Origin of the sequence: Micropruina glycogenica (genome assembly GCF_900289045.1) — a bacterium.
Classification (GTDB): domain Bacteria; phylum Actinomycetota; class Actinomycetes; order Propionibacteriales; family Propionibacteriaceae; genus Micropruina; species Micropruina glycogenica.
In genome coordinates this window covers 406227-428332 of the sequence record NZ_LT985188.1, presented here as the reverse complement: position 1 = coordinate 428332, position 22106 = coordinate 406227, and the positions used below count along the sequence as shown (strand labels likewise).

18 protein-coding genes and 1 tRNA gene are annotated in these 22106 nt (G+C 66.3%); 3 read left to right on the top strand and 16 right to left on the bottom strand.

The features are described from left to right. Positions 1-64: 64 nt before the first annotated feature. The 3 genes from fusA to rpsL form a co-directional block, all read right to left on the bottom strand. Positions 65-2155 (bottom strand): elongation factor G, encoded by a 2091-nt coding sequence (fusA, locus tag MPLG2_RS01895; RefSeq protein ID WP_408632055.1) that lies wholly within the window; start codon positions 2153-2155, stop codon positions 65-67. A 99-nt stretch (positions 2156-2254) separates the two neighbouring features. Beyond that, positions 2255-2725, bottom strand: a complete 471-nt coding sequence (gene rpsG / locus MPLG2_RS01890; RefSeq protein WP_105184676.1) for a 30S ribosomal protein S7 — start codon at positions 2723-2725, stop codon at positions 2255-2257. After that, positions 2725-3096: a 30S ribosomal protein S12 gene (rpsL, locus tag MPLG2_RS01885; protein ID WP_020488528.1), complete on the bottom strand. Its 372-nt coding sequence runs from the start codon at positions 3094-3096 to the stop codon at positions 2725-2727. Before rpsL ends, rpsG begins: the two co-directional genes overlap by 1 nt. Before the next feature lie 275 nt (positions 3097-3371). On the opposite strand from rpsL, the gene MPLG2_RS01880 reads away from it, so the two are divergent. Continuing rightward, positions 3372-4568 carry a DDE-type integrase/transposase/recombinase gene (locus tag MPLG2_RS01880; protein WP_173909589.1) on the top strand — a complete coding sequence of 399 codons (1197 nt, stop codon included), beginning with the start codon at positions 3372-3374 and terminating at the stop codon, positions 4566-4568. Between the two features lie 724 nt (positions 4569-5292). After that, positions 5293-5466 carry a hypothetical protein gene (locus tag MPLG2_RS18220; RefSeq protein WP_158680789.1) on the top strand — a complete coding sequence of 58 codons (174 nt, stop codon included), beginning with the start codon at positions 5293-5295 and terminating at the stop codon, positions 5464-5466. Between the two features lie 18 nt (positions 5467-5484). Here MPLG2_RS18220 and rpiB read toward each other — a convergent pair whose 3' ends face one another. The 5 genes from rpiB to MPLG2_RS01855 form a co-directional block, all read right to left on the bottom strand. After that, the gene (gene rpiB, locus MPLG2_RS01875) at positions 5485-5976 is read right to left on the bottom strand and encodes a ribose 5-phosphate isomerase B (RefSeq protein WP_105184675.1); all 492 of its coding nucleotides are present in this window, start codon (positions 5974-5976) and stop codon (positions 5485-5487) included. Between the two features lie 137 nt (positions 5977-6113). Continuing rightward, positions 6114-6581, bottom strand: a complete 468-nt coding sequence (locus tag MPLG2_RS01870; RefSeq protein ID WP_158680788.1) for a hypothetical protein — start codon at positions 6579-6581, stop codon at positions 6114-6116. Positions 6582-7234: 653 nt separating this feature from the next. Continuing rightward, the gene (locus MPLG2_RS01865; RefSeq protein ID WP_105184673.1) at positions 7235-11116 is read right to left on the bottom strand and encodes a DNA-directed RNA polymerase subunit beta'; all 3882 of its coding nucleotides are present in this window, start codon (positions 11114-11116) and stop codon (positions 7235-7237) included. Between the two features lie 71 nt (positions 11117-11187). After that, a complete protein-coding gene (gene rpoB, locus MPLG2_RS01860) occupies positions 11188-14661 on the bottom strand; it encodes a DNA-directed RNA polymerase subunit beta (RefSeq protein ID WP_105184672.1) in 3474 nt (1157 codons plus the stop codon). 472 nt (positions 14662-15133) lie between these two features. Further along, a complete protein-coding gene (locus tag MPLG2_RS01855; RefSeq protein ID WP_158680787.1) occupies positions 15134-16423 on the bottom strand; it encodes a helix-turn-helix domain-containing protein in 1290 nt (429 codons plus the stop codon). A gap of 113 nt (positions 16424-16536) precedes the next feature. Between MPLG2_RS01855 and MPLG2_RS18215 the strand changes: the two genes are divergently transcribed. Beyond that, positions 16537-16683, top strand: a complete 147-nt coding sequence (locus tag MPLG2_RS18215) for a hypothetical protein (protein ID WP_158680786.1) — start codon at positions 16537-16539, stop codon at positions 16681-16683. A 189-nt stretch (positions 16684-16872) separates the two neighbouring features. Here MPLG2_RS18215 and rplL read toward each other — a convergent pair whose 3' ends face one another. From rplL to MPLG2_RS01815, 8 genes are all read right to left on the bottom strand, one after another. Beyond that, positions 16873-17268: a 50S ribosomal protein L7/L12 gene (rplL, locus tag MPLG2_RS01850; RefSeq protein WP_105184670.1), complete on the bottom strand. Its 396-nt coding sequence runs from the start codon at positions 17266-17268 to the stop codon at positions 16873-16875. A 17-nt stretch (positions 17269-17285) separates the two neighbouring features. Next, positions 17286-17873, bottom strand: coding sequence for a 50S ribosomal protein L10 (gene rplJ / locus MPLG2_RS01845; protein ID WP_105184669.1), 588 nt, complete (start codon positions 17871-17873; stop codon positions 17286-17288). A 290-nt stretch (positions 17874-18163) separates the two neighbouring features. Next, on the bottom strand, positions 18164-18865 hold the full coding sequence (gene rplA / locus MPLG2_RS01840; protein WP_105184668.1) for a 50S ribosomal protein L1: 702 nt from the start codon (positions 18863-18865) through the stop codon (positions 18164-18166). A 119-nt stretch (positions 18866-18984) separates the two neighbouring features. Then, the gene (gene rplK / locus MPLG2_RS01835; protein WP_105184667.1) at positions 18985-19416 is read right to left on the bottom strand and encodes a 50S ribosomal protein L11; all 432 of its coding nucleotides are present in this window, start codon (positions 19414-19416) and stop codon (positions 18985-18987) included. Between the two features lie 40 nt (positions 19417-19456). After that, positions 19457-20263: a transcription termination/antitermination protein NusG gene (gene nusG, locus MPLG2_RS01830; protein ID WP_231935749.1), complete on the bottom strand. Its 807-nt coding sequence runs from the start codon at positions 20261-20263 to the stop codon at positions 19457-19459. A 26-nt stretch (positions 20264-20289) separates the two neighbouring features. Then, positions 20290-20664 carry a preprotein translocase subunit SecE gene (gene secE / locus MPLG2_RS01825; RefSeq protein ID WP_105184666.1) on the bottom strand — a complete coding sequence of 125 codons (375 nt, stop codon included), beginning with the start codon at positions 20662-20664 and terminating at the stop codon, positions 20290-20292. A 29-nt stretch (positions 20665-20693) separates the two neighbouring features. Then, positions 20694-20766, bottom strand: a tRNA-Trp gene (locus MPLG2_RS01820). Between the two features lie 138 nt (positions 20767-20904). Then, the gene (locus tag MPLG2_RS01815; protein WP_105184665.1) at positions 20905-22101 is read right to left on the bottom strand and encodes an amino acid aminotransferase; all 1197 of its coding nucleotides are present in this window, start codon (positions 22099-22101) and stop codon (positions 20905-20907) included. Positions 22102-22106: the final 5 nt, after the last annotated feature.

Genomic DNA, 22106 nt, shown 5'->3' with positions numbered 1-22106 from the left:
CGGTCGGCCCCACATGGGGCACGAACCTTACCAAGTCTTGTCTACGGTCGCGGTGGAGTCAAACTCAGGCTCCGCCGCGACCCTTCGCGATGATCTCTTCGGCGACGCTCTTCGGGGTCTCGCCGTACTGGCTGAACTCCATCGAGTACGACGCCTGGCCCGAGGTCTTCGAACGCAGGTCGCCGACGTAGCCGAACATCTCGCTCAGCGGCACCAGCGCGCGCACGACCTGGTTGCCGTGCACCTCCTCCATGCCCTGCACGTGGCCACGACGGCTGTTGATGTCGCCGATCACCGTGCCGAGGTAGTCCTCGGGAGTGGTCACCTCGACGGCCATCAGCGGCTCGAGCAGGGCCGGGTCGGCCTTGCGCGCAGCCTCTTTGAAGACCATCGAACCGGCGATCTTGAACGCCAGTTCCGAGGAGTCGACGTCGTGGTAGGCGCCGTCGACCAGGGTGACCTTGATGTCTTCGATCGGGTAACCGGCCAGCGGGCCGAAGGCCATCGCCTCCTGCACGCCCTTGTCGACCGCGGGAATGTATTCCTTGGGGATGCGGCCGCCGGTCACGGCGTTGTCGAAGGCGTAGCCCGAACCCGACTCCATCGGCTCCAGGTTGATGATCACCTTGGCGTACTGACCCGAGCCACCCGACTGCTTCTTGTGGGTGTACTCGATCTTCTCAACCGGACGACGCAGAGTCTCGCGGTAGGCCACCTGCGGCTTGCCGATGTTGGCCTCGACCCGGAACTCGCGCTTCATGCGGTCGATCAGGATCTCGAGGTGCAGCTCGCCCATGCCGGCGATGATGGTCTGGCCGGTCTCTTCGTCGGTGTGCACCCGGAAGGTCGGATCTTCCTCGGCCAGCCGCTGAATGGCGGTCGACAGCCGCTCCTGGTCGGACTTCGACTTGGGCTCGATGGCCTGCTCGATGACCGGGTTGGGGAAGTCCATGGACTCCAGCACCACCGGGTTCTGCGGATCGCACAGGGTGTCGCCGGTGGTGGTGTCCTTCAGGCCCATCACCGCGCAGATCATGCCCGCGCCGATCGACTCGATCTCTTCACGCTTGTTGGCGTGCATCTGGTAGATCTTGCCGATGCGCTCTTTGCGGCCCTTGGTGCTGTTCAGCACCTGGGTTCCGGCCTTGAGCACACCGGAGTAGACCCGAACGAAGGTCAGCTTGCCCAGGTGCGGGTCGGCGGCGATCTTGAACGCCAGCACGCTCAGCGGGTCGTCGTTGCTCGGGTGCCGTTCGATCACGGTCTCTTCGTCGCCGGGCTTGAAGCCGTCGATGGCGGGAATGTCGAGGGGGCTCGGCAGGTAGTCGACCACGGCGTCCAGCATCGGCTGCACGCCCTTGTTCTTGAACGAGGTGCCGCAGATCACCGCGGTGATCTTGTTGGCCAGCACGGCGCGGCGAACGGCGGCCTTGATGTCGGCCGCGGTGATCGCGTCTTCGTCTTCGAGGTACAGCTCGGCGAAGTCGTCGTCGTGGTCGGCGAGCACGTTGATGAGTTCTTCGCGCGCCTCGGCGGCGGCGTCGGCCATGTCGGCCGGAATCTCTTCGACCTCGTAGTCTTCACCGATCGCGGTCTCGCCGCGCCAGGTCAGGGCCCGCATGCCGACCAGGTCGACAACGCCCAGAAAGTTGGCCTCGGCGCCGATCGGCAGCTGCAGCACCGCGGTGGTGGCGTTCAGCCGCTCCTTGATCGTCTTGACGCAGTAGTCGAAGGACGCACCGGTGCGGTCGAGCTTGTTCACGTAGCAGATGCGCGGAACGCCGTACTTGGTGGCCTGCCGCCACACCGTCTGCGACTGCGGCTCGACGCCGGCCACGCCGTCGAACACCGCCACGGCGCCGTCGAGCACGCGCAGCGAACGCTCCACCTCGACGGTGAAGTCGACGTGCCCGGGGGTGTCGATGATGTTGATCTGGTGGTCTTTCCAGAAACAGGTGGTCGCGGCCGAGGTGATGGTGATGCCGCGCTCCTGCTCCTGCTCCATCCAGTCCATGGTGGCGGCGCCGTCGTGCACCTCACCGATCTTGTAGTTGATGCCGGTGTAGAACAGGATGCGCTCGGTGGTGGTGGTCTTGCCCGCGTCGATGTGGGCCATGATGCCGATGTTGCGCACCTTGGCCAGGTCGATGTTCACGTTGATAGCCACGGTAGGGGCTCCTCGAGTCTGTGTTGCAGTTGTGGGCGGGCAGGCGTGAAGCTCTCCCCGGGGATCGCCCGGGTGGAGAGCCTCAGATCACCAGCGGTAGTGGGCGAAGGCGCGGTTGGCCTCCGCCATCTTGTGCGTGTCTTCGCGGCGCTTCACCGAGGCACCCAGGCCGTTCGAGGCGTCCAGCAGCTCGTTCATCAGACGATCGGTCATGGTCTTCTCGCGACGAGCTCGCGAGAAGCTGACCAGCCAGCGCATGGCGAGCGTGGTGGCGCGGGCCGGCTTGACCTCGACCGGCACCTGGTAGGTGGCGCCGCCGACCCGGCGGCTCTTCACCTCGAGCGCCGGACGAATGTTGTCGAGCGCCTTCTTCAGCGTCTGCACGGGGTCGACGCCGGTCTTGGCCCGGGTGCCCTCCAGCGCGCCGTAGACGATGCTCTGAGCGGTGGTCTTCTTGCCGTCCAGCAGGATCTTGCTGACCAGCTGGGAAACCAGCGGCGAACCGTAGACCGGGTCGACGACGACCGGGCGCTTCGGGGCGGGCCCCTTGCGAGGCATTACTTCTCCTTCTTCGCGCCGTAGCGGCTGCGAGCCTGCTTGCGGTTCTTGACACCCTGGGTGTCGAGCGAGCCGCGAATGATCTTGTAACGCACGCCCGGCAGGTCTTTCACACGACCGCCGCGCACCAGCACCATGGAGTGTTCCTGCAGATTGTGACCGACACCGGGAATGTACGCGGTGACCTCGACACCCGAGCTGAGCCGCACGCGAGCGACCTTGCGCAGCGCCGAGTTCGGCTTCTTGGGGGTGGTGGTGTACACACGCGTGCACACGCCGCGGCGCTGCGGGGAACCCTTGAGCGCGGGCGTCTTGTTCTTGCTGACCTTGTCAGTGCGGCCCTTGCGGACCAGCTGCTGAATAGTGGGCACCGGCTGGTATCACTTTCCGTCGTGTTGAGAGGCACGTTCGTGCGAACGCTGTTTCGCTTCTTGGGTGTCGCTCCGACGCAGACGCAAACGTAGGGTCGGGCACACATGATGGTTCGGTCGCCCGAACACAACCACCAAGATTACCGTTTGGCGGCCTCGATCGCAAAAGCGCGACTTGACTCACGTAAAAGGTCCGGGAAGGGCAGCGCGTGCCTCACATGAGGATGTCCGCCTAGCTGTTGGGGTTCCCTGGCCCTGTGAGCAGGGAGTTGTCGATGGCGTCGCGCCGTGATGTGACCAAGAAGTTCGCCCGCGAATACGCGAAGGCGGACAGAGCTGAGAAGAGCCGTATCCTCGACGCGCTAGTGGCGTCGACGGGCTGGACCCGCGATCACGCCCGCCGAGCGATCCGGGCCGCGGCCACCCGCAAGGGCGCGGCCCGCGACCAGCAGCGGAAACCACGCCCACGCAAGTACTCCTACGATGCGCTGATCGTGTTGCAGGAGGTGTGGCGGCTGGCCGGTCAACCATCGGGCAAGTACCTGGCCGTGGTGATGGAGGACACCCTGTGTCGGCTGGTTCGAGACCGTGAGCTCGGCAAGGTCGCCGACCGGGTCAGCGACACGGTGATCGACGAACTAAGGTCGATGTCGGCAGCCACGATCGACCGTTACCTGAAACCGCACAAGGCTGCCGGCTACCCCGCCGCCGGCCTGTCCAGCACCCGACCCTCGCACATCCTGCGGTCCTCGATCCCGCTGCGCACCGCGACCGACGACCCGATCACCGTGCCCGGGTTTCTGGAGTTGGACACTGTCGCTCACTGCGGCCACACACTCCAAGGCGAGTTCCTTCGCACCTTGTCAGCAACCGATCCGGTGACCGGCTGGACCATGCTGCGCAGCATCCGCAACAACGCGTTCGTGCACGTCCACGCCGGCCTGGAATGGATCGCCAAACTGGCACCCCTCCCGATCGCCGGCATGGACTTCGACAACGGCTCCGAGTTCATGAACTGGTCCGTGATCGCCTGGTGCGACGACCACCACATCCCGATCACCCGCGGCCGGCCCTACCACCACAACGACAACGCCCACATCGAGCAACGCAACGGCGACTGGGTCCGCCGCCACGCCTTCCGCTACCGCTACGAAACCGACACCGAACTCGCCCTGCTCAACCAACTCTGGGACCTGGTCATGGCCCGCAAGAACCACCTGCTGCCCTGCGTCAAAGCCGTCGACTGGACCCAGACCCGCAGCGGCCGCAAGAAGCGTGTCTACGACAAACCCAAAACCCCCTACCAGCGGCTCCTCGACACCGGCCCGCCCGACCCCGCGACCCGTGCCCGGCTCGCAGCCGAACACGACAAGCTCAACCCAGCACGCATCACCCGAGGCATCAACCACATCCAGCAACAACTCATCGACCTAGCCAAAGCACGCACCCTCGGCACCCGCCCCGCCGCCTAACCATCCGGACATTTCATATGAGGCACGCGCCAATCACCCGCGGACATCTTGACGTGAGGCAAGACGAAGCGCCGGGTTCGGTCGGCCGGCCGGTGAACGTGGGGACGGTTCCGAGTTGCGTTCTGTGAGTTGCGTTCACACCGTCCCCGTGGTCACCGTCCCCACCGGCGCATAGCCTGGGCCGGTGAGCCGTGCGCCGCTGTCGACGCTTCTGTCGTGGGCGCTGGTCGCCTTCACCATCGAGGCCGACAACGAGTTCGAGTCCGCGGTTCCACACGTGACGTCTCAGGATCGGCGGGACGGCAGGCCTGGACGCGGGCCCTGGCTCGTGGGTACTCGAAGCCGCCGTTGACGCGATCGGCGCCGCCCTGCCCGACAACGCGGCAGGCGGCGGCCGGCTGAGCCTCGAGGCTGGGTCGGCGACCGAGCCGCCCGGACGGCCCCGCGACCTGGCCGCGCTGCTGGCCAAGGCGCTCGTCCACCGCACCCTTGCCTACGAGGCGACGAACCCGCTGGCGCTGTCGTACGCGGCCTACCCGGTGCGGCCCTGGGTGCCGGGCCGGTCCCCGTCCGCGACCTACCGAGGCTCACCGGGGTCGGCAAGGAGACGCTGGCCGTGATGACCACGTGGCTCACCATGCAGGGCTTGGCGCAGGTCACCGGCGCGGGCACGGGGAAGACCGTCGTCCTGACCACCGAGGGCCGGGCGGCCTACGAGCAGTAGGTGCGCGCACCGGAGGTCGAGGATGACGCACTTCGACGGGCACTGGAACCGATCACCGACGCGCTCGACCTGACCGCTCCCCCCGACTGCTGGCGGGCCAGGCTGCCCCGCCCGGACACGCTTCCGCACCACCCGGTCATCTCGCACCGCGGCGGCTACCCCGACGGCAGCTGAGGGCGCCCCGTCTCACCTTCACCCGGAATGCGCGGCCGGACCCATCTGGTACAGGGCGTCCAGGTCGAGCGACGGGTCGTCGAGGGCGTTGATCATCTTGACCCGCTCGGCGTGCCGTCCACCGGCTGGCTCGGCACCCAGGAACGCCTCGACGATCATGCGGGCCTCCCCCGGGCCCACCACCCGGGCCCCCACCGACACGATGTTGGACGCGTTGTGCTCACGCGACAACCTGGCGGTGTACGGCTCGGAGCACACCACCGCGCGTGCCCCCGGCACCTTGTTGGCCGCCATCGAGATGCCGACCCCGGTGCCGCAGGCCAGCAGGCCCAGGTCGTACTCCCCCGAGGCCACCTTGTGCCCCACCACGGCCCCGGCGTAGGGGTAGTCGACGCTCTCGCCCTCGGCCGGCCCCAGGTCGTCCACCTCGTGGCCCATGGCGCGGGCCTGCTCGATCATCTCCTGGCGAATGGCCACCGCGGCGTGGTCGCTGTGCGCAACGATCTTCATGCCCCCACCCTAGGCCGAGCGATGGATCCGGTCACCCGTCCAGGTCGTCAACGTGCTGGTCGAGAGACCTCTCCACTCCGCATTTCACGCTCATTGCTCGCGGTTGTCGGCACCAACTCAGCCGGGCGAGCAGCTCGTCAGAAGCTAAGCTTGCGCGCATAGAACTCCCGCCACCGCCCGTCGGCGTCCGCGATCCGCCAAGCCCGCAACGGCTCACGGGGAACGTCACCGAGCAGTGCATCAAGGACGGCGACGCTCTCGTCCAGCACGGCTTGCTCGAACGTCTTGGACTCGAAGTCGTCGTCCTCACCCTCCGGCCACGCGCAAAAGTTGCCGTCGACCCTGATCACCGGCCGCTCATCCTCACCGCCGACCAACAGCTCCACACTGGCCGCGCCAGGCGTAGGTGCGAAGACGACCTGGAGCACATGTGCCGGCAACTCCTCGGTCGGCTTCAGCCAGTGGCGAGCGGTGGCCGGTTGCTCTCGGTGGCCCGACAATGCCTGCAGCAATCGGTCCGTCCAAGCCCCCACCCGTTCCACGTGCTCGGGATGAGGGATGGCAGCGGCGTGGCCGGGCAGCTCTTCGGGCAGTTTCTCTTCCAATGAGGCCCCGCCCGGGGCCACCGCGCGAGCCGATGGAAGTCGACGTGACATCAGAGCCCCACCGCGTGCTGGTACGCAGTGTCAGGGCCAAGTCGTGGCGGTCGATCACGTCTTTCCACCGCCCGGCACCTTCATCGGGCAGCCAGAATCCCCTGCTGGTGAAGAAGGCGATGCTGTACCAGCGGGCCACCAGCACGCCGAGGCCGACCAGCACGGCTAGCACCGTGATCAGTCCGCGTAGCCAGTCCCACCAACCCCATGCGTGCGCCGCCCAGCAGCGCGCCCGCGGCGACCACCCAGAGTGGCGCTGCGACGAGCCAGCCACGACTCACCAGCGCCCGGGTCACGGACAGCACTATAGGCGGCGACTCATGATTCGGCGATCTCCAGATCGCTCACCGCTTTCACCCTCGCCGCACGATGTCGCCCTGCAACACGAGAGCGTGCGGCCAGGCCGAAAGTAGGCAGCGATCTCGAGATCGCCCACGTCCTGGGCCGGCGCACCTCGGGAACCGTCGCGGGCGTCTCAAGGTGGCGGACGCGCTGGAGGCACAGCGCCGAGCGGAGGATTGACCGTACCCAGGTGCCCGCCGGCCCACCGACAAAGCCGAAACGGGCGGCTCCCGAAGGAGCCGCCCGCCTCGTCAATCAGTTCAGCGCAGGTCGCCGATGTCGAACTCGTCCAACGACACCGCCATGCCCGAACCGGCCATGTCGTAGTCGTACGGGTCGTAGCTGAACTCGTACGCGGCGGCGCGGGCCTCCGCGGTGGGCTCGACCCGAATGTTGCGGTACCGCTCCAGGCCGGTGCCGGCCGGGATCAGCTTGCCCAGGATCACGTTCTCCTTCAGGCCCACCAGGCTGTCGGACTTGGCGTGGATCGCCGCGTCGGTGAGCACCTTGGTGGTCTCTTGGAACGAGGCCGCAGACAACCACGACTCGGTCGCCAGCGACGCCTTCGTGATGCCCATCAGCACCGGACGGCCCTGGGCCGGCATGCGACCCTCGGTGACCATCTGGCGGTTCTGGGTCTCGAAGGTGTTCCGGTCGACCAGCTCACCGGGCAGCATCGAGGTGTCACCCGACTCGATCACCGTGATTCGGCGCAGCATCTGCCGAATGATGATCTCGATGTGCTTGTCGTGAATCGGCGCCCCCTGGGTGGCGTACACGGCCTGCACCTCTTCGACCAGGTGCTCCTGCACCTTGCGCAGGCCGCTCACCCGCAGCACGTCCTGAGGATCAGGGGTACCGGCGTAGAGCTGCGCACCGGCGGCGATGTGATCGCCGTCGACGATCGAGTGCCGAACCCCGGTGTTGTCCTCCCAGTCGAGGCGCACGCGCCGCGGCAGCAGGTACTCCACGTCCTCTTCGCCGTCGTCGCGCACGATGACCAGCTTGCGGTTGCGCTCGCCGTCCTCGATGCGAATGCGGCCGGCGGCCTCGGCGATCGGGGCCTTGCCCTTGGGCTGACGGGCCTCGAACAACTCCACCACACGGGGCAGACCCTGCGTGATGTCGTCACCGGCCACACCACCGGTGTGGAAGGTACGCATGGTGAGCTGCGTGCCGGGCTCGCCGATCGACTGCGCCGCGACGATACCGACCGCCTCGCCGACATCGACCAACTTGCCGGTGGCCAACGCACGGCCGTAGCACATCGCGCAGGTACCGGACGCCGCCTCACAGGTCAGCACCGAACGCACCTTCACCTCGGTGATGCCGTTCTTGAGCAGCTTGCGAATGTTGACGTCGCCCAGGTCGACCCCGGCCTTCACCAGCACCTTGCCGTCGGCGTTGGTCACGTCGGTGGCCAGCGTGCGGGCGTAGACGGCCGTCTCGACGTTGCCGGCCGCAACCAGCTTGCCTCCCCGACCCTCTTCGGCGATCACCTTGGTGAGGCCGCGCTCGGTGCCGCAGTCCTCCTCGCGGATGATGACGTCCTGGCTCACGTCCACCAGGCGCCGGGTCAGGTAACCCGAGTCGGCGGTGCGCAGCGCCGTATCGGCCTGGCCCTTACGGCCACCGTGGGTGGAGATGAAGTACTCCAGCACGCTCAAGCCCTCACGGAAGTTCGACTTGATCGGCCGGGCGATGATCTCGCCCTTCGGGTTGGCCACCAGACCTCGCATGGCGGCGATCTGGCGCATCTGGGTCATGTTCCCTCGCGCGCCGGAGTGCACCATCATGAAGATCGGGTTGTCACGGGTGAAGTTGGCCTCCATCGCCGCGGTCAACTCCGCGGTGGCGTCGGTCCACAGCTGCACCAGCTCCTGGTGGCGCTCCTCGTCGGTGACCTTGCCGCGCTCGTACTGCTTGGTGATCTTGGCGGCCTTGGCCTCGTAGCCGGCCAGGATCTCGGGCTTGGTCGGCGGGGTCTGGACGTCGGAGATCGACACCGTCACACCCGAGCGGGTGGCCCAGCGGAAGCCCAGGTCCTTGAGCCGGTCAAGGGTGGCCGCGACCTCGATCTTGGGGTAGCGCTCGGCCAGGTCGTTGACGATCTGGCCCAGCTTCTTCTTGCCCACTTCGACGTTGACGAACGCGTAGTCGGTCGGCAGCGCCTCGTTGAACAGGGCGCGGCCCAGCGTGGTCTTCAACATGATCGACCCGTCGGCGCGCAGTTCCTGCCCCTCGGGCGGCACGATGTCGCGCAGCCTCAGAGTGATCGGCGCACCGATCGCCAGGTCGCCACGGTCGAACGCCATGATCGCCTCGGACACCGAGCCGAACACCCGTCCGGACCCCGGCTTGCCCTGCTGCTCGAGGGTGAGGAAGTAGTGCCCAATCACCATGTCCTGGGTCGGCATGGTCACCGGACGACCGTCCGCCGGCTTCAAGATGTTGTTCGTCGACAGCATCAGGATGCGAGCCTCGGCCTGCGCCTCAGCCGAAAGCGGCAGGTGCACGGCCATCTGGTCGCCGTCGAAGTCGGCGTTGAAGGCGGTGCAGACCAGCGGGTGGATCTGAATCGCCTTGCCCTCGATCAGTTGCGGCTCGAACGCCTGAATACCCAGACGGTGCAGGGTGGGTGCACGGTTGAGCAGCACCGGGTGCTCGGAGATGACCTCTTCGAGCACGTCCCACACCACCGGACGCTGGCGGTCAACCATGCGCTTGGCGCTCTTGATGTTCTGCGCCAGGCTCAGGTCGTCGAGCCGCTTCATCACGAACGGCTTGAACAGCTCCAGCGCCATCGCCTTGGGCAGGCCGCACTGGTGCAGCTTGAGCTGCGGGCCGACCACGATGACCGAACGGCCCGAGTAGTCGACGCGCTTGCCCAGCAGGTTCTGGCGGAACCGGCCCTGCTTGCCCTTCAGCATGTCCGAGATCGACTTGAGCGGACGGTTGCCCGGCCCGGTGACCGGACGGCCGCGGCGGCCGTTGTCGAAGAGGCTGTCGACAGCCTCCTGCAGCATGCGCTTCTCGTTGTTCACGATGATCTCGGGCGCGCCGAGGTCGAGCAGTCGCTTGAGCCGGTTGTTGCGGTTGATCACCCGGCGGTACAAGTCGTTGAGGTCCGAGGTTGCGAAGCGGCCACCGTCCAACTGCACCATCGGCCGCAGATCCGGCGGAATCACCGGCACGGCGTCGAGCACCATGCCCGAGGGGCTGTTGGTGGTGTTCAGGAACGCCGAGACGACCTTGAGCCGCTTCAGCGCGCGGGTCTTGCGCTGGCCCTTACCGGTGGCGATGATCTCGCGCAGCAACTCGGACTCGGCCTGCAGGTCGAAGGTGGCCAGGCGGTTCTTGATCGCCTCGGCACCCATGTAGCCCTCGAAGTACTTGCCGAAGCGCGTCTTCATCTCACGGTAGAGAATCTCGTCGCCCTCGAGGTCTTGCACCTTGAGGTTCTTGAACCGCTGCCACACCGCGTCGAGACGGTCGATCTCACGCTGCGCCCGGTCGCGGACGGCCTTGAGCTCGCGCTCGGCGCCGTCGCGCACCTTCTTCTTGATGTCGGCCTTGGCGCCCTCGCTCTCGAGCTGAGCCAGGTCCTCCTCGAGCTTGGCCATGCGCGCGTTCACGTCGTTGTCGCGACGCGACTCGAGCTGCTTGCGCTCGACCTCGACCTTGGCCTCCAACGAGGGCAGATCGCGATGGCGTGCGTCGGTGTCGACCATGGTGATCATGTACGCGGCGAAGTAGATGACCTTCTCGAGGTCCTTCGGCGCGATGTCGAGCAGGTAGCCGAGCCGGCTCGGCACACCCTTGAAGTACCAGATGTGGGTGACCGGGGCGGCGAGCTCGATGTGGCCCATGCGCTCGCGGCGCACGTTGCTGCGGGTGACCTCGACGCCACAGCGCTCGCAGATGATGCCCTTGAAGCGCACCCGCTTGTACTTGCCGCAGTAGCACTCCCAGTCGCGGGTGGGGCCGAAGATCTTCTCGCAGAACAGGCCGTCACGCTCGGGCTTGAGCGTGCGGTAGTTGATCGTCTCGGGCTTCTTGACCTCGCCGTGGCTCCATTCGCGGATCTGGTCCGCGGTGGCAAGCCCGATGCGCAGCTCGTCGTAGAAGTTCACGTCCAACACGTGGTTTCTCTCTTTTCTTCGAACTCGTGTTTCGAAAGTAGGTCTGAGTTGATTGCGACTGAGCGGTTGACTCAGACCTCATCCAGGGCGGCGAACGAATCGGCGCCCGGACGACGGGACAGGTCGATGCCGAACTCCTCGGCGCTACGGAAGTCGTCTTCGGAATCGCGAAGCTCGACCACCGTGCCGTCGGACGACAGCACCTCGACGTTCAGGCAGAGCGACTTCATCTCTTTGACCAGAACCTTGAACGACTCGGGAATGCCCGGCTCGGGAATGTTCTCGCCCTTGACGATCGCCTCGTAGACCTTGACCCGGCCGGGGACGTCGTCGGACTTGATGGTGAGCAGCTCCTGCAGCGCCCAGGCGGCACCGTAGGCCTCCAGTGCCCACACCTCCATCTCACCGAAGCGCTGGCCGCCGAACTGCGCCTTACCGCCCAACGGCTGCTGGGTGATCATCGAGTACGGACCGGTCGAGCGGGCGTGGATCTTGTCGTCCACCAGGTGGTGCAGCTTCAGCATGTAGATGTAGCCGACACCGACCCGATCGGGGTACGGCTCGCCGGAGCGTCCGTCGAAGAGCTGCGCCTTGCCGCCGGCGTCCACCAGCTTCATGCCGTCGCGCTGCGGCAGCCCGTGCTCGAGCAGACCCGCGATCTCGTGCTCGTTGGCACCGTCGAACACCGGGGTGGCCAGGCGGGCATCGCCCTCGACCCGGCCCAGGCCGACGTCCTTGAGCCGGTTGGCCCAGGGCTCGTCGACACCGTCGATGTCCCAGCCGGTCTTCGCCACCCACCCGAGGTGGGTTTCGAGCACCTGCCCGACGTTCATGCGCGAGGGCACGCCCAGCGGGTTCAGCACGATGTCGACCGGCGTGCCGTCCTCCATGAACGGCATGTCTTCGACGGGCAGGATCTTGCTGATGACGCCCTTGTTGCCGTGCCGTCCGGCCAGCTTGTCGCCATCGCTGATCTTGCGCTTCTGCGCCACGTAGACGCGCACCAGCTGGTTCACGCCGGGGGGCAGTTCGTCGCCCTCTTCGCGGTCGAACACCCGCACACCGATCACGGTGCCGGTTTCGCCGTGCGGCACCTTCATGGACGTGTCGCGCACCTCGCGCGCCTTCTCGCCGAAGATCGCGCGCAGCAGCCGCTCCTCGGGCGTGAGCTCGGTCTCGCCCTTGGGCGTGACCTTGCCGACCAGGATGTCGCCGGTGCCGACCTCGGCGCCGATGCGGATGATGCCGCGGTCGTCGAGGTTGGCGAGCATGTCCTCGCCGATGTTCGGAATGTCGCGGGTGATCTCTTCGGCGCCGAGCTTGGTGTCGCGGGCGTCGATCTCGTGCTCCTCGATGTGGATCGAGGTGAGCACGTCGTCCTGCACGAGGCGCTGGCTCAGGATGATCGCGTCCTCGTAGTTGTGACCCTCCCACGGCATGAACGCCACCAGCAGGTTGCGTCCGAGCGCCATTTCGCCGGCGTCGGTGCAGGCACCGTCGGCCAGCGGCGAGCCCACCTCGACCCGGTCACCCTCGGCGACCAGCGGACGCTGGTTGATGCAGGTGGCCTGGTTGCTACGGGTGAACTTGTCGAGCCGGTAGCTGCGGTAGGTGCCGTCGTCGTTGGCGATGTCGATGATGTCGGCGCTCACCGAGGTGACCACGCCGGCCTTCTCGGCCACCGTGACGTCACCGGCGTCGACCGCACCGCGGTACTCCATGCCGGTGCCCACGAACGGGGCCTCGTTGCGGATCAGCGGAACCGCCTGACGCTGCATGTTGGCACCCATCAGGGCCCGCGACGCGTCGTCGTGCTCGAGGAACGGAATCAGCGCGGTCGCCACCGACACCATCTGGCGCGGCGAGACGTCCATGTACTGCACGTCGAGCGGCGCCACCTCGTCGGCGTCGCCGTGCTTCTTTCGCACCAGCACGCGGGCCTCGGTGAAGTGACCGGTCTCGTCGAGCTGGGCGTTGGCCTGCGCGATGACGTAGCGGTCTTCTTCGTCGGCGGTCAGGTAGTCGATCTGGTCGGTCACCCGGCCGTCGTTGACCTTGCGGTACGGCGTCTCGATGAAGCCGAACGCGTTCACCCGCGCGAAGCTGGCCAGCGAGCCGATCAGGCCGATGTTCGGACCCTCAGGGGTTTCGATCGGGCACATGCGGCCGTAGTGGCTGTGGTGCACGTCGCGCACCTCCATGCCGGCGCGATCACGCGACAGACCGCCCGGGCCCAGCGCCGACAGCCGGCGCTTGTGGGTCAGGCCTGACACCGGGTTGGTCTGGTCCATGAACTGGCTCAACTGCGAGGTGCCGAAGAACTCCTTCAGCGCCGCCGACACCGGACGGATGTTGATCAGCGTCTGCGGCGTGATCGCCTCGATGTCTTGCGTGGTCATGCGGTCGCGAACGGTGCGCTCGAGCCGGCCCAGACCGATGCGGAGCTGGTTCTGGATCAGCTCACCCACGGTGCGCAGCCGACGGTTGCCGAAGTGGTCGATGTCGTCGGTCTCGGCGATGATGCCGCCGACTTCCTCGCGCCCTTCGTGCAGCGCAACGACGTAGCGGATGGCCGCGACGATGTCGTCGACGGTGAGCACCTGCTTGTCGAACGGCTCGGTCAGCCCGAGCTTCTTGTTGATCTTGTAGCGACCCACCTTGGCCAGGTCGTAGCGCTTGGGGTTGAAGTAGTAGTTCTCCAACATCGCCTGCGCGGCCTCACGGGTCGGCGGCTCGCCCGGACGCAGCTTGCGGTAGATGTCGAGCAGCGCCTCGTCGGTGTTGGCGGTGTGGTCCTTCTCGAGGGTCAGCCGAATCGACTCGTACTCGCCGAACTCTTCGAGAATCTGCTCGTTGGTCCAGCCCAGGGCCTTGAGCAGCACGGTGACGTTCTGCTTGCGCTTGCGGTCGAGGCGGACTCCGACCATGTCGCGCTTGTCGACCTCGAACTCGAGCCACGCACCGCGCGACGGAATGATGCGGCAGGTGAAGATGTCTTTGTCGGACGTCTTGTCGGGGGTCTGCTCGAAGTAGACGCCCGGCGAACGCACGAGCTGCGACACCACGACGCGCTCGGTGCCGTTGATGATGAAGGTGCCCTTGTCGGTCATCAGGGGGAAGTCGCCCATGAACACCGTCTGGCTCTTGATCTCACCGGTGTCGTTGTTCATGAACTCGGCGGTGACGAACAGCGGCGCGGCGTAGGTGACGTCGCGGTCTTTGCACTCCTCCACGGAGTGCTTCGGGTCCTCGAACCGGTTGTCGCGGAACGACAGCGACATGGTCTGGGACAGATCCTCGATCGGAGAGATCTCTTCGAAGATCTCTTCCAGGCCGGACTTGGTGTTGACGTCGGTGCGACCTTCGGCAAGGGCTGCGGAAACCCGGGCCCGCCAGGCTTCGTTGCCGATCAGCCAGTCGAACGACTCGATCTGCAGATCGAGCAGGTTCGGAACCTCGAGGGGTTCGGCGATCTTGGCGAACGAGATCCGGCCAGAGGCGGAAACGACGTTGGTGTTCTTCGACGCAGAGCGCGAGACGGCCAAGGTGATGGTCCTTCCAAAACCCGGTGTGAGACCGGTTCTTTGCACGCAGAACGGCCCGCGTCAAATCACGGGTCGTTGGTGAGCGATGGGCAAACAGCTACATTAGTACGTTCTGCAGATGTTGGCAAACCGAGGTCCGACACCTGCTGGGCGACAGCGATGGTGAGGAGAGGCTCAAACCCCTCACAGGCTCAACGCTCAGCTGGGGCACGGGTATTCCCCGTCACGTCGTCGGGCGTCGCCCGCGCAGGGTCGTCGTCACACGCACTGGCCAGAAAATGGAGGAGCCGCCGTGGGGGAACGGCGGCTCAAACTCCTGGGGCGGGGGACCCCTTTTACACCGAATCGGTGTTCGCCTCGGGCAACGGGAGGAAACTCACAAGGCGAACACCGATCAGCAGTGCCCATCAACGACGCTATCGGGGGGTTGTGCCGTTGACAACAGTTATTCGACCATCACTTGACAGTCTTGTCAACTAGCGTCTGCGACAGTGTCCATATTATGGGCACGCAGGGTTTCGAGGTCGACCGCACGCTGCCAGCACAGGCTGGCCTGGCGGAACTGCTCTTGAATTCCGTACAGGCCGGCGGCACGAATGAATGCCGCCCTGGCAAGGTCTTTCTCACCCAGATCGAGCTCGATGTCGGCCAACAACTCTTCGGCGCGACCGTTGGTCGCCACCGCCGACCGCAGGGCCGGATCAGCGATCAACGTCTTGACCAACTTGCGCGCTTCAAGCGGACGGCCCTCGAGCAACTCGAGTTTCGCCTCGGCATGTCGCAACTCGAAGATGTCGAACGGGTTGCCGATCAGCATCAGGCCGCCGTTTGCTGCGTCGAGCAACTCTTTGACGCCCTCGGTGATGCCGGCGCTCAGCCGGCAGCCGACCGCAGACATGTTCAACCGCAGCCACAGGCGCAGATCGCGTCGAGGGCTCAGCAACTGCAGGGCCGAGTCGTGCATCTCGAGGCCCTTGCTGACGTTGCCCGATTTGAACGATGCGGTGCCCAATGTCCAGTAGATGACGCCGCGGGCGTGCGACGACTCGACGTGCAGGCTGACGTCTTCGAGGCGGCGACACAGACGATCAGACTCCGCGGTCGGACGCCCGCTTTCCAAAACTGCGCTGACAAGGCACATCAGTGCGTCGGCCAGCACGATGGGTGGTGCGTCGCGGGCCAGTTCGACGGCCTGGCCGGCGTGCACCAACGCCATCGGAAGTTCGTCGCCGGCCCGGTGAGCGGTGGCCGACAGGCACAACGCGCGCGCACGAAGAGTAGGCGACGCGACGGCCACTTGGTGGGTGGCCAACTGCTCGGCGAAGTGGATCGCATCGGTGAAGTCGCCCTCGGCCAGCGCCGCCTGCGCCCGCAGGTACAGCGCCTGCCAGTGCCGCTCGGCATGCCCCGCCTGCAGGGCGGACGCCGCGGCGCGCAGCGCCAGTTCACCGGCAGTACCCCAGTCGCGGTCGTGCCAGGCCCGATCGGCGACCAGCAACATCTCCAGCGCCTGAATGTCTTCGACGCTTTCGAGCGCGGTCGGCGGAGCGGCAACCATGCCCAACTCTTCGACCTCGACGCCCAGTCGCCCGGCCAGAAACTCGATCACCTCGGCCGATGCGGCCCGACGGCCGCTCTCCAGATGGGAGATGTAGCTGCCGGAGTACCGGTCGCCACCCAGCTCGCTCTGTGACAGACCGAGACGCTTACGTGTCTCGCGCAGCCGCGCTCCAAACTCGCTGTGGGCTAGCGACGCCGACAAAACGCACCTCCTCCGGGGGTCTGTCACTTAGGCTGTCACTACTTGACATATCCGTCAAGTCTCGACCATCATTGTCAGCACAATGCACAACCATTTCTTCCGGGGGAGAAACAATGAAGGGAATCCGTAAGGCCATCGTGGCCGCCGCAACTCTGTTGGCCGTCGCCATCGTTCCGATCAGCGCAGCCACTCAGGGCGATCATGCCGGCGGTGAGGGCTGGTGGCCGCAATCGGTCAAGTTGACCAAGTCGGTGAAGTAGACCTCTCAATCCAGCCAATCCCACCCCCGCAGGCAGATCGGCGGCGGAACCACGAGGTTCCGCCGCCGATTAGCATTTGGGCCCGCGGAGGCAGAGGCAGACAGCGGCGGATCCCTCGGATCGTCCCGGGGGGTCCGCCGCTGTCGTGGTGCGTCGGTGACCTCAGGTCACTTGACGGGATTTGTCAGCTCACTTGACGCTGACCGCGGCGCCGGCGGCCTCGAGGGCCTCCTTGGCCTTGGCAGCGGCTTCGCGGGTGACCTTCTCCAGAACGGGCTTCGGAGCCGCCTCGACCAGGTCCTTGGCCTCCTTGAGGCCCAGGCTGGTGAGCGCGCGCACCTCTTTGATGACCTGGATCTTCTTGTCGCCGGCCGACTCGAGGATCACGTCGACCTCGTTGCTGACCTCTTCTTCTTCGGCAGCGTCGCCGGCACCACCGGCAGCGGCCGGGGCAGCGGCGGCCGCGACCGGAGCGGCCGCGGTGACACCGAAGGTGTCTTCGAACTGCTTCACGAACTCAGAGAGCTCGATCAGCGTCATCTCCTTGAACGCCTCCAGGAGGTCGTCCGAGCTGAGCTTCGCCATGGTTGTTCCTTTCGTTCTTACTTCGATGCAGCGTCAGCCGCGTCTTCGGTGGCCTCCGCAGCGGGTGCTGCATCGGTTGCCGGGGTGGCCCCGGCCTGCTTCTGGTCTTGAAGGGCAGCCAGCACGCGAGCGGCCTGGCTGAGCGGCGCGGCGAAGAGTCCGGCGGCCTTCGCGAGGTTGCCGTTCATGGCGCCCGCGAGCTTGGCGAGCAGAACCTCGCGAGACTCGAGGTCGGCCAGCTTCTTCACCGAATCGGCGTCGAGGACACGACCGTCCATGACACCGCCCTTGATGACCAGATGCGGGTTCGCCTTCGCGAAGTCACGCAGTCCCTTGGCGACGTTTGCGACGTCGCCGGAGATGAAGGCGATCGCGGTGGGGCCGGCGAGCTGCTGCTCGAGGCCCTCGATGCCCGCTTCACGGGCAGCGATCTCAGTCAACGTGTTCTTCGCGACGGCGTAGGTGGCGTTCTCACCCAAAGACCTGCGCAGTTCCTGCAGATTCTTCACGGTGAGACCGCGGTACTCGGTCAGTACAGCGGCAGCCGAGTTGGTGAAGCTGTCCTTCAGCTCCGCCACGGCTGCGGCCTTGTCAGCCCTCGCCATGAGTCTCCTTCCCACTTCCGTCGATGCCGTAGACGTGGAAAAACCCCGGCGCGCAGGGCAATCCGGGGCAAACTCGTGACGAGCTGTTCAGATTTACCTGCGCGGGCGATCGTTGATCCTTAGGACACCCTTCGGCGCCACCAGCGGTCTTCGGCTCCCCCATTCTAGGCCACGGTGAAGAGGCCATCAAATCGAGGCCGTCGGTGAACCGAAGGAACCGTCCCCTGAACCGAAAGAACCGCCCCCTGCAGTTCAGGGGACGGTTCCTTTGGTTCAGACCTCGGTGCCGATCAGACCTCGGCGGGCTTCAGGCGGGTCGGGTCGACGTTCACGCCCGGACCCATGGTGGACGACACGGTGACCTTCTTCAGGTACCGGCCCTTCGAGGCGGACGGCTTGAGCCGCAGCACCTCGTCGAGAGCCGCGAAGTAGTTCTGGCTGAGCTGCTCGGGGCTGAACGACGCCTTGCCGACCACGAAGCACAGGTTGGCGTGCCGGTCGACGCGAAACTCGATCTTGCCGCCCTTGATGTCGCTGACCGCCTTGGCCACGTCCATGGTGACGGTGCCGGTCTTCGGGTTCGGCATCAGGCCGCGCGGGCCGAGCACCCGGCCCAGCCGGCCGACCTTGCCCATCATGTCGGGGGTGGCCACGACTGCGTCGAAGTCGAGGTAGCCGCCGGTGATCTTCTCGATCAGCTCGTCGGCGCCCACCTCGTCGGCGCCGGCCGCGAGTGCGTCCGCGGCCTTCTCACCGGTGGCGAAGACGAGGACCCTTGCCGTCTTGCCGGTGCCGTTGGGAAGGTTCACGGTGCCACGGACCATCTGGTCCGCCTTACGTGGGTCGACGCCGAGCCGCATCGCGACCTCGACGGTCTCGTCGAACTTGGCGCTGGCGCCCTTCTTGACGAGGGCCAGCGCCTCTTCGGCGCTGTAGAGCTGGGTCGCGTCGATGTTCTCCGCGGCGGCCCGGTAGGCCTTGCTTCGCTTCATTCTGGTCTCCTTGTGAATACGGCCTCGTGTGGCCGATTGCCAGGTGCGGTGCGGACGGGCGTCCTCCCGCTCTTTGTTCTACTGCGGTGCTGGTCTCGACAAGCTCGACCGGCGGGTGATCAGCCCTCGACGGTGATGCCCATCGAGCGTGCGGTGCCCTCGACGATCTTGGCCGCGGCCTCGAGGTCGTTGGCGTTGAGGTCGGGCAGCTTGGTGGTGGCGATCTCACGCACCTGGGCGGCCGTGATCTTGCCGACCTTGTCGGTGTGCGGACGAGCCGAGCCGCTCTTGACTCCGGCGGCCTTCTTGATCAGCTCGGCGGCCGGCGGCGTCTTGGTGATGAACGTGAACGTGCGGTCTTCGTAGATGGTGATCTCGACCGGCACGATGGTGCCGCGCATGGCTTCGGTTTCTGCGTTGTACCGCTTGCAGAACTCCATGATGTTGACGCCGTGCGGGCCGAGCGCGGTGCCCACCGGCGGAGCCGGAGTGGCCGCACCCGCGTTGAGGGCGACCTTGACGATCGCCGCTACCTTCTTCTTGGGAGGCATGGTTGGTTGGGTCCTAACTGGTTGTGTTATTGCTAGCGAACTAGACCTTGGCGATCTGGTTGAACGTCAGGTCGACCGGGGTCTCACGACCCAGGATCTCTACCAGCGCCTTGAGCCGCTGGCTGTTCGCGTTGATCTCGGTGATGGTCGCGTGCACCCCGCTGAAGGGCCCGTTGACGACCATGACGGAATCGCCCACCTTGAAGTCGGCGACCTCGACCTTGCGGGTGCGTTTCTTGGGGCCGTTGCTGGCGGCTGCGGCCGCGGCCAGGGCCGCCGGGGCGAGCTGGTCTTCGACCTCTTGCAGCGACAGCGGCACCGGCGCGTTGGCGTGCGCCACGAAGCCGGTGACCGACGGCGTGTGCCGCACGGCCGACCACGACTCGTCGGTCAGGTCCATGCGCACCAGCACGTAGCCCGGCATCCGGGTGCGGGTGACGGTCTTGCGGGTGCCGTTGCGGGTCTCGACCACCTCTTCGGTGGGCACGACCGACTCGAAGATCAGCTCCTCCATGCCGAGGGTCTTCACCCGCGAGTCGAGGTTCTGCTTCACCCGGTTCTCCATGCCCGAGTAGGTGTGGATGACGTACCAGTCGCCCAGCTGGGTGCGCAGCTTCTCGCGCAGCTCGGCGAGCACCGCCTCGTCACCGGCGTCGTCGTCTTCGTCGGCCTCGTCGGCCGTCGGCTCGGGCTCGCTCAGGTCGATCGACAGGCCGTCGTCGGGCTCGTCGACCTCGGCCCCGAACCCCAGGTCGACCTCGAAGTCGTCACTGGCCGCGGGCGCGTCGGCCGGACCGAGGTCGATCTCGAACTCGGCGTCATCGTTTGTGGCATGCGTTTCAGACACAGTTACTTCTCTCGTATCGACTTGTCTCAGCCGAAGATCTTCAGCAGGCCCCACCCGAACAGCAGGTCGAGGGCGCTGACGTAGGCGATCACCAGCAGAACGAACACCAGCACCACCACGAAGTACTGCCGCAGCTGGGTGGCCGTCGGCCACACCACCTTGCGCAGTTCGTCGGCCGACTCGCGGACGAACGACACCGGCGTGGTGCGCTTGCGGGTGGCCCGGGCACCGCCTGCGCGCTGCTTGGGGGTCGCGTGATCTTTCTTGGTCGACGTCTCGTCGTTCGACGCCGACTTGCGGACCGGACGGCTGCTCGCCGCCGCCTTGGCTACCTCGCGCGCCGGATCTTGGGCAGCGGGAACGCCGTTGTCGCCGTCGGCATTGTCCTTCTCCTGCGCCACAAAAGATCCTTCACACTCGGTTGGTCCAGCAGGGCAAGAGGGACTTGAACCCCCAACCTGCGGTTTTGGAGACCGCTGCTCTGCCAATTGAGCTATTGCCCTTCGTGGTGAACCCCCTCAGGCCGGCGCCCGGTGCCTTGTGAGCTGTGGGCATGGCCGATCAGAGGTGAACTCACCAAGACAAGAAGTGTACCGGGCTTGCCGAAGCGAGTCGAACCGGCACGGCCCCAGCCTGCGGGGTCACGCGCCGCGCACCGCCGCGATGGCTCGGCACACGTAATCGACGTTGTTGTCGTTGAGCGCAGCCACGCAGATGCGGCCCTTGTCGGTGCCGTACACGCCGTGCTGCTCGCGCAGCGCCACCATCTGGTCTTTGGTCAGCCCCGAGTAGCTGAACATGCCCACCTGCGTGGCGATGAACCCCATGTCGGTGATGCCGGCGGCCTCGAGGCCGGCCACCAGACGATGCCGCATGGCCTTGATGCGGTCGCGCATGCCACCCAGTTCGTCGACCCACAGCGCCCGCAGTTCGGGGTCGGTCAACACGGTGGTGGCGAGCTGGGCGCCGTGCGTGGGCGGGTTGGAGTAGTTGGTGCGCACCACGATCTTGTCTTGGCTGAGTACCCGGGCCGCCTCGTCGGCGTCGGCGCAGACCAGCGAGAGGGCGCCGATGCGCTCGCCGTACAGGCTGAGGCTCTTGCTGAACGACGTCGCCACCAGCATCGCGATGCCGCTCTCGGCGAACTGCCGCACCACCGCCCCGTCCGCTTCGAGCGATTCCGAGAAGCCCTGGTAGGCCATGTCGAGAAACGGCACCAGGCCGCCGGCGCGCACCGTGTCGAGCACCGTGGCCCACTGGTCGGCGGTGAGGTCGTAGCCGGTGGGGTTGTGGCAGCAGGCGTGCAGTACCACGACGGTGCCGGCCGGGGCTGCGGCCAGGTCGGCGATCATGCCGTCGAAGTCGACGCCCTTGGCCTGCTCGTCGTAGTAGCGGTACGTGCCCACGCTGAAACCGGCCCTTGTGAACAGTGCCTCGTGGTTCTCCCACGACGGGTTCGAAATCAACACGGTGGCCTCGGGGGCGGTGCGGCGCAGAAAGTCGGCACCGATCTTGAGCGCCCCGGTGCCGCCCAACGCCTGCACGGTTATGGTGCGCCGCAGCACCGGCGAGTCGGCTCCGAAGACCAGTTCACGCACGGCCGCCACGTAGCCGGGCAGCCCATCGATGGGCAGGTACCCGCGCGGCTTGGGGTTCTCGGCCAGCCGCTGCTCGGCCAGCCGCACGCACTCGAGCAGCGGCAGCTTGCCGGTGGCGTCCTGATAGACCCCGACGCCGAGGTTGACCTTGGCCGGGTTGGGGTCGGCGTTGAAGGCCTCGGTGAGGCCGAGAATCGGGTCTCGGGGAGCAAGCGGAACTGCAGAGAAGATGGACGCCATGCGGC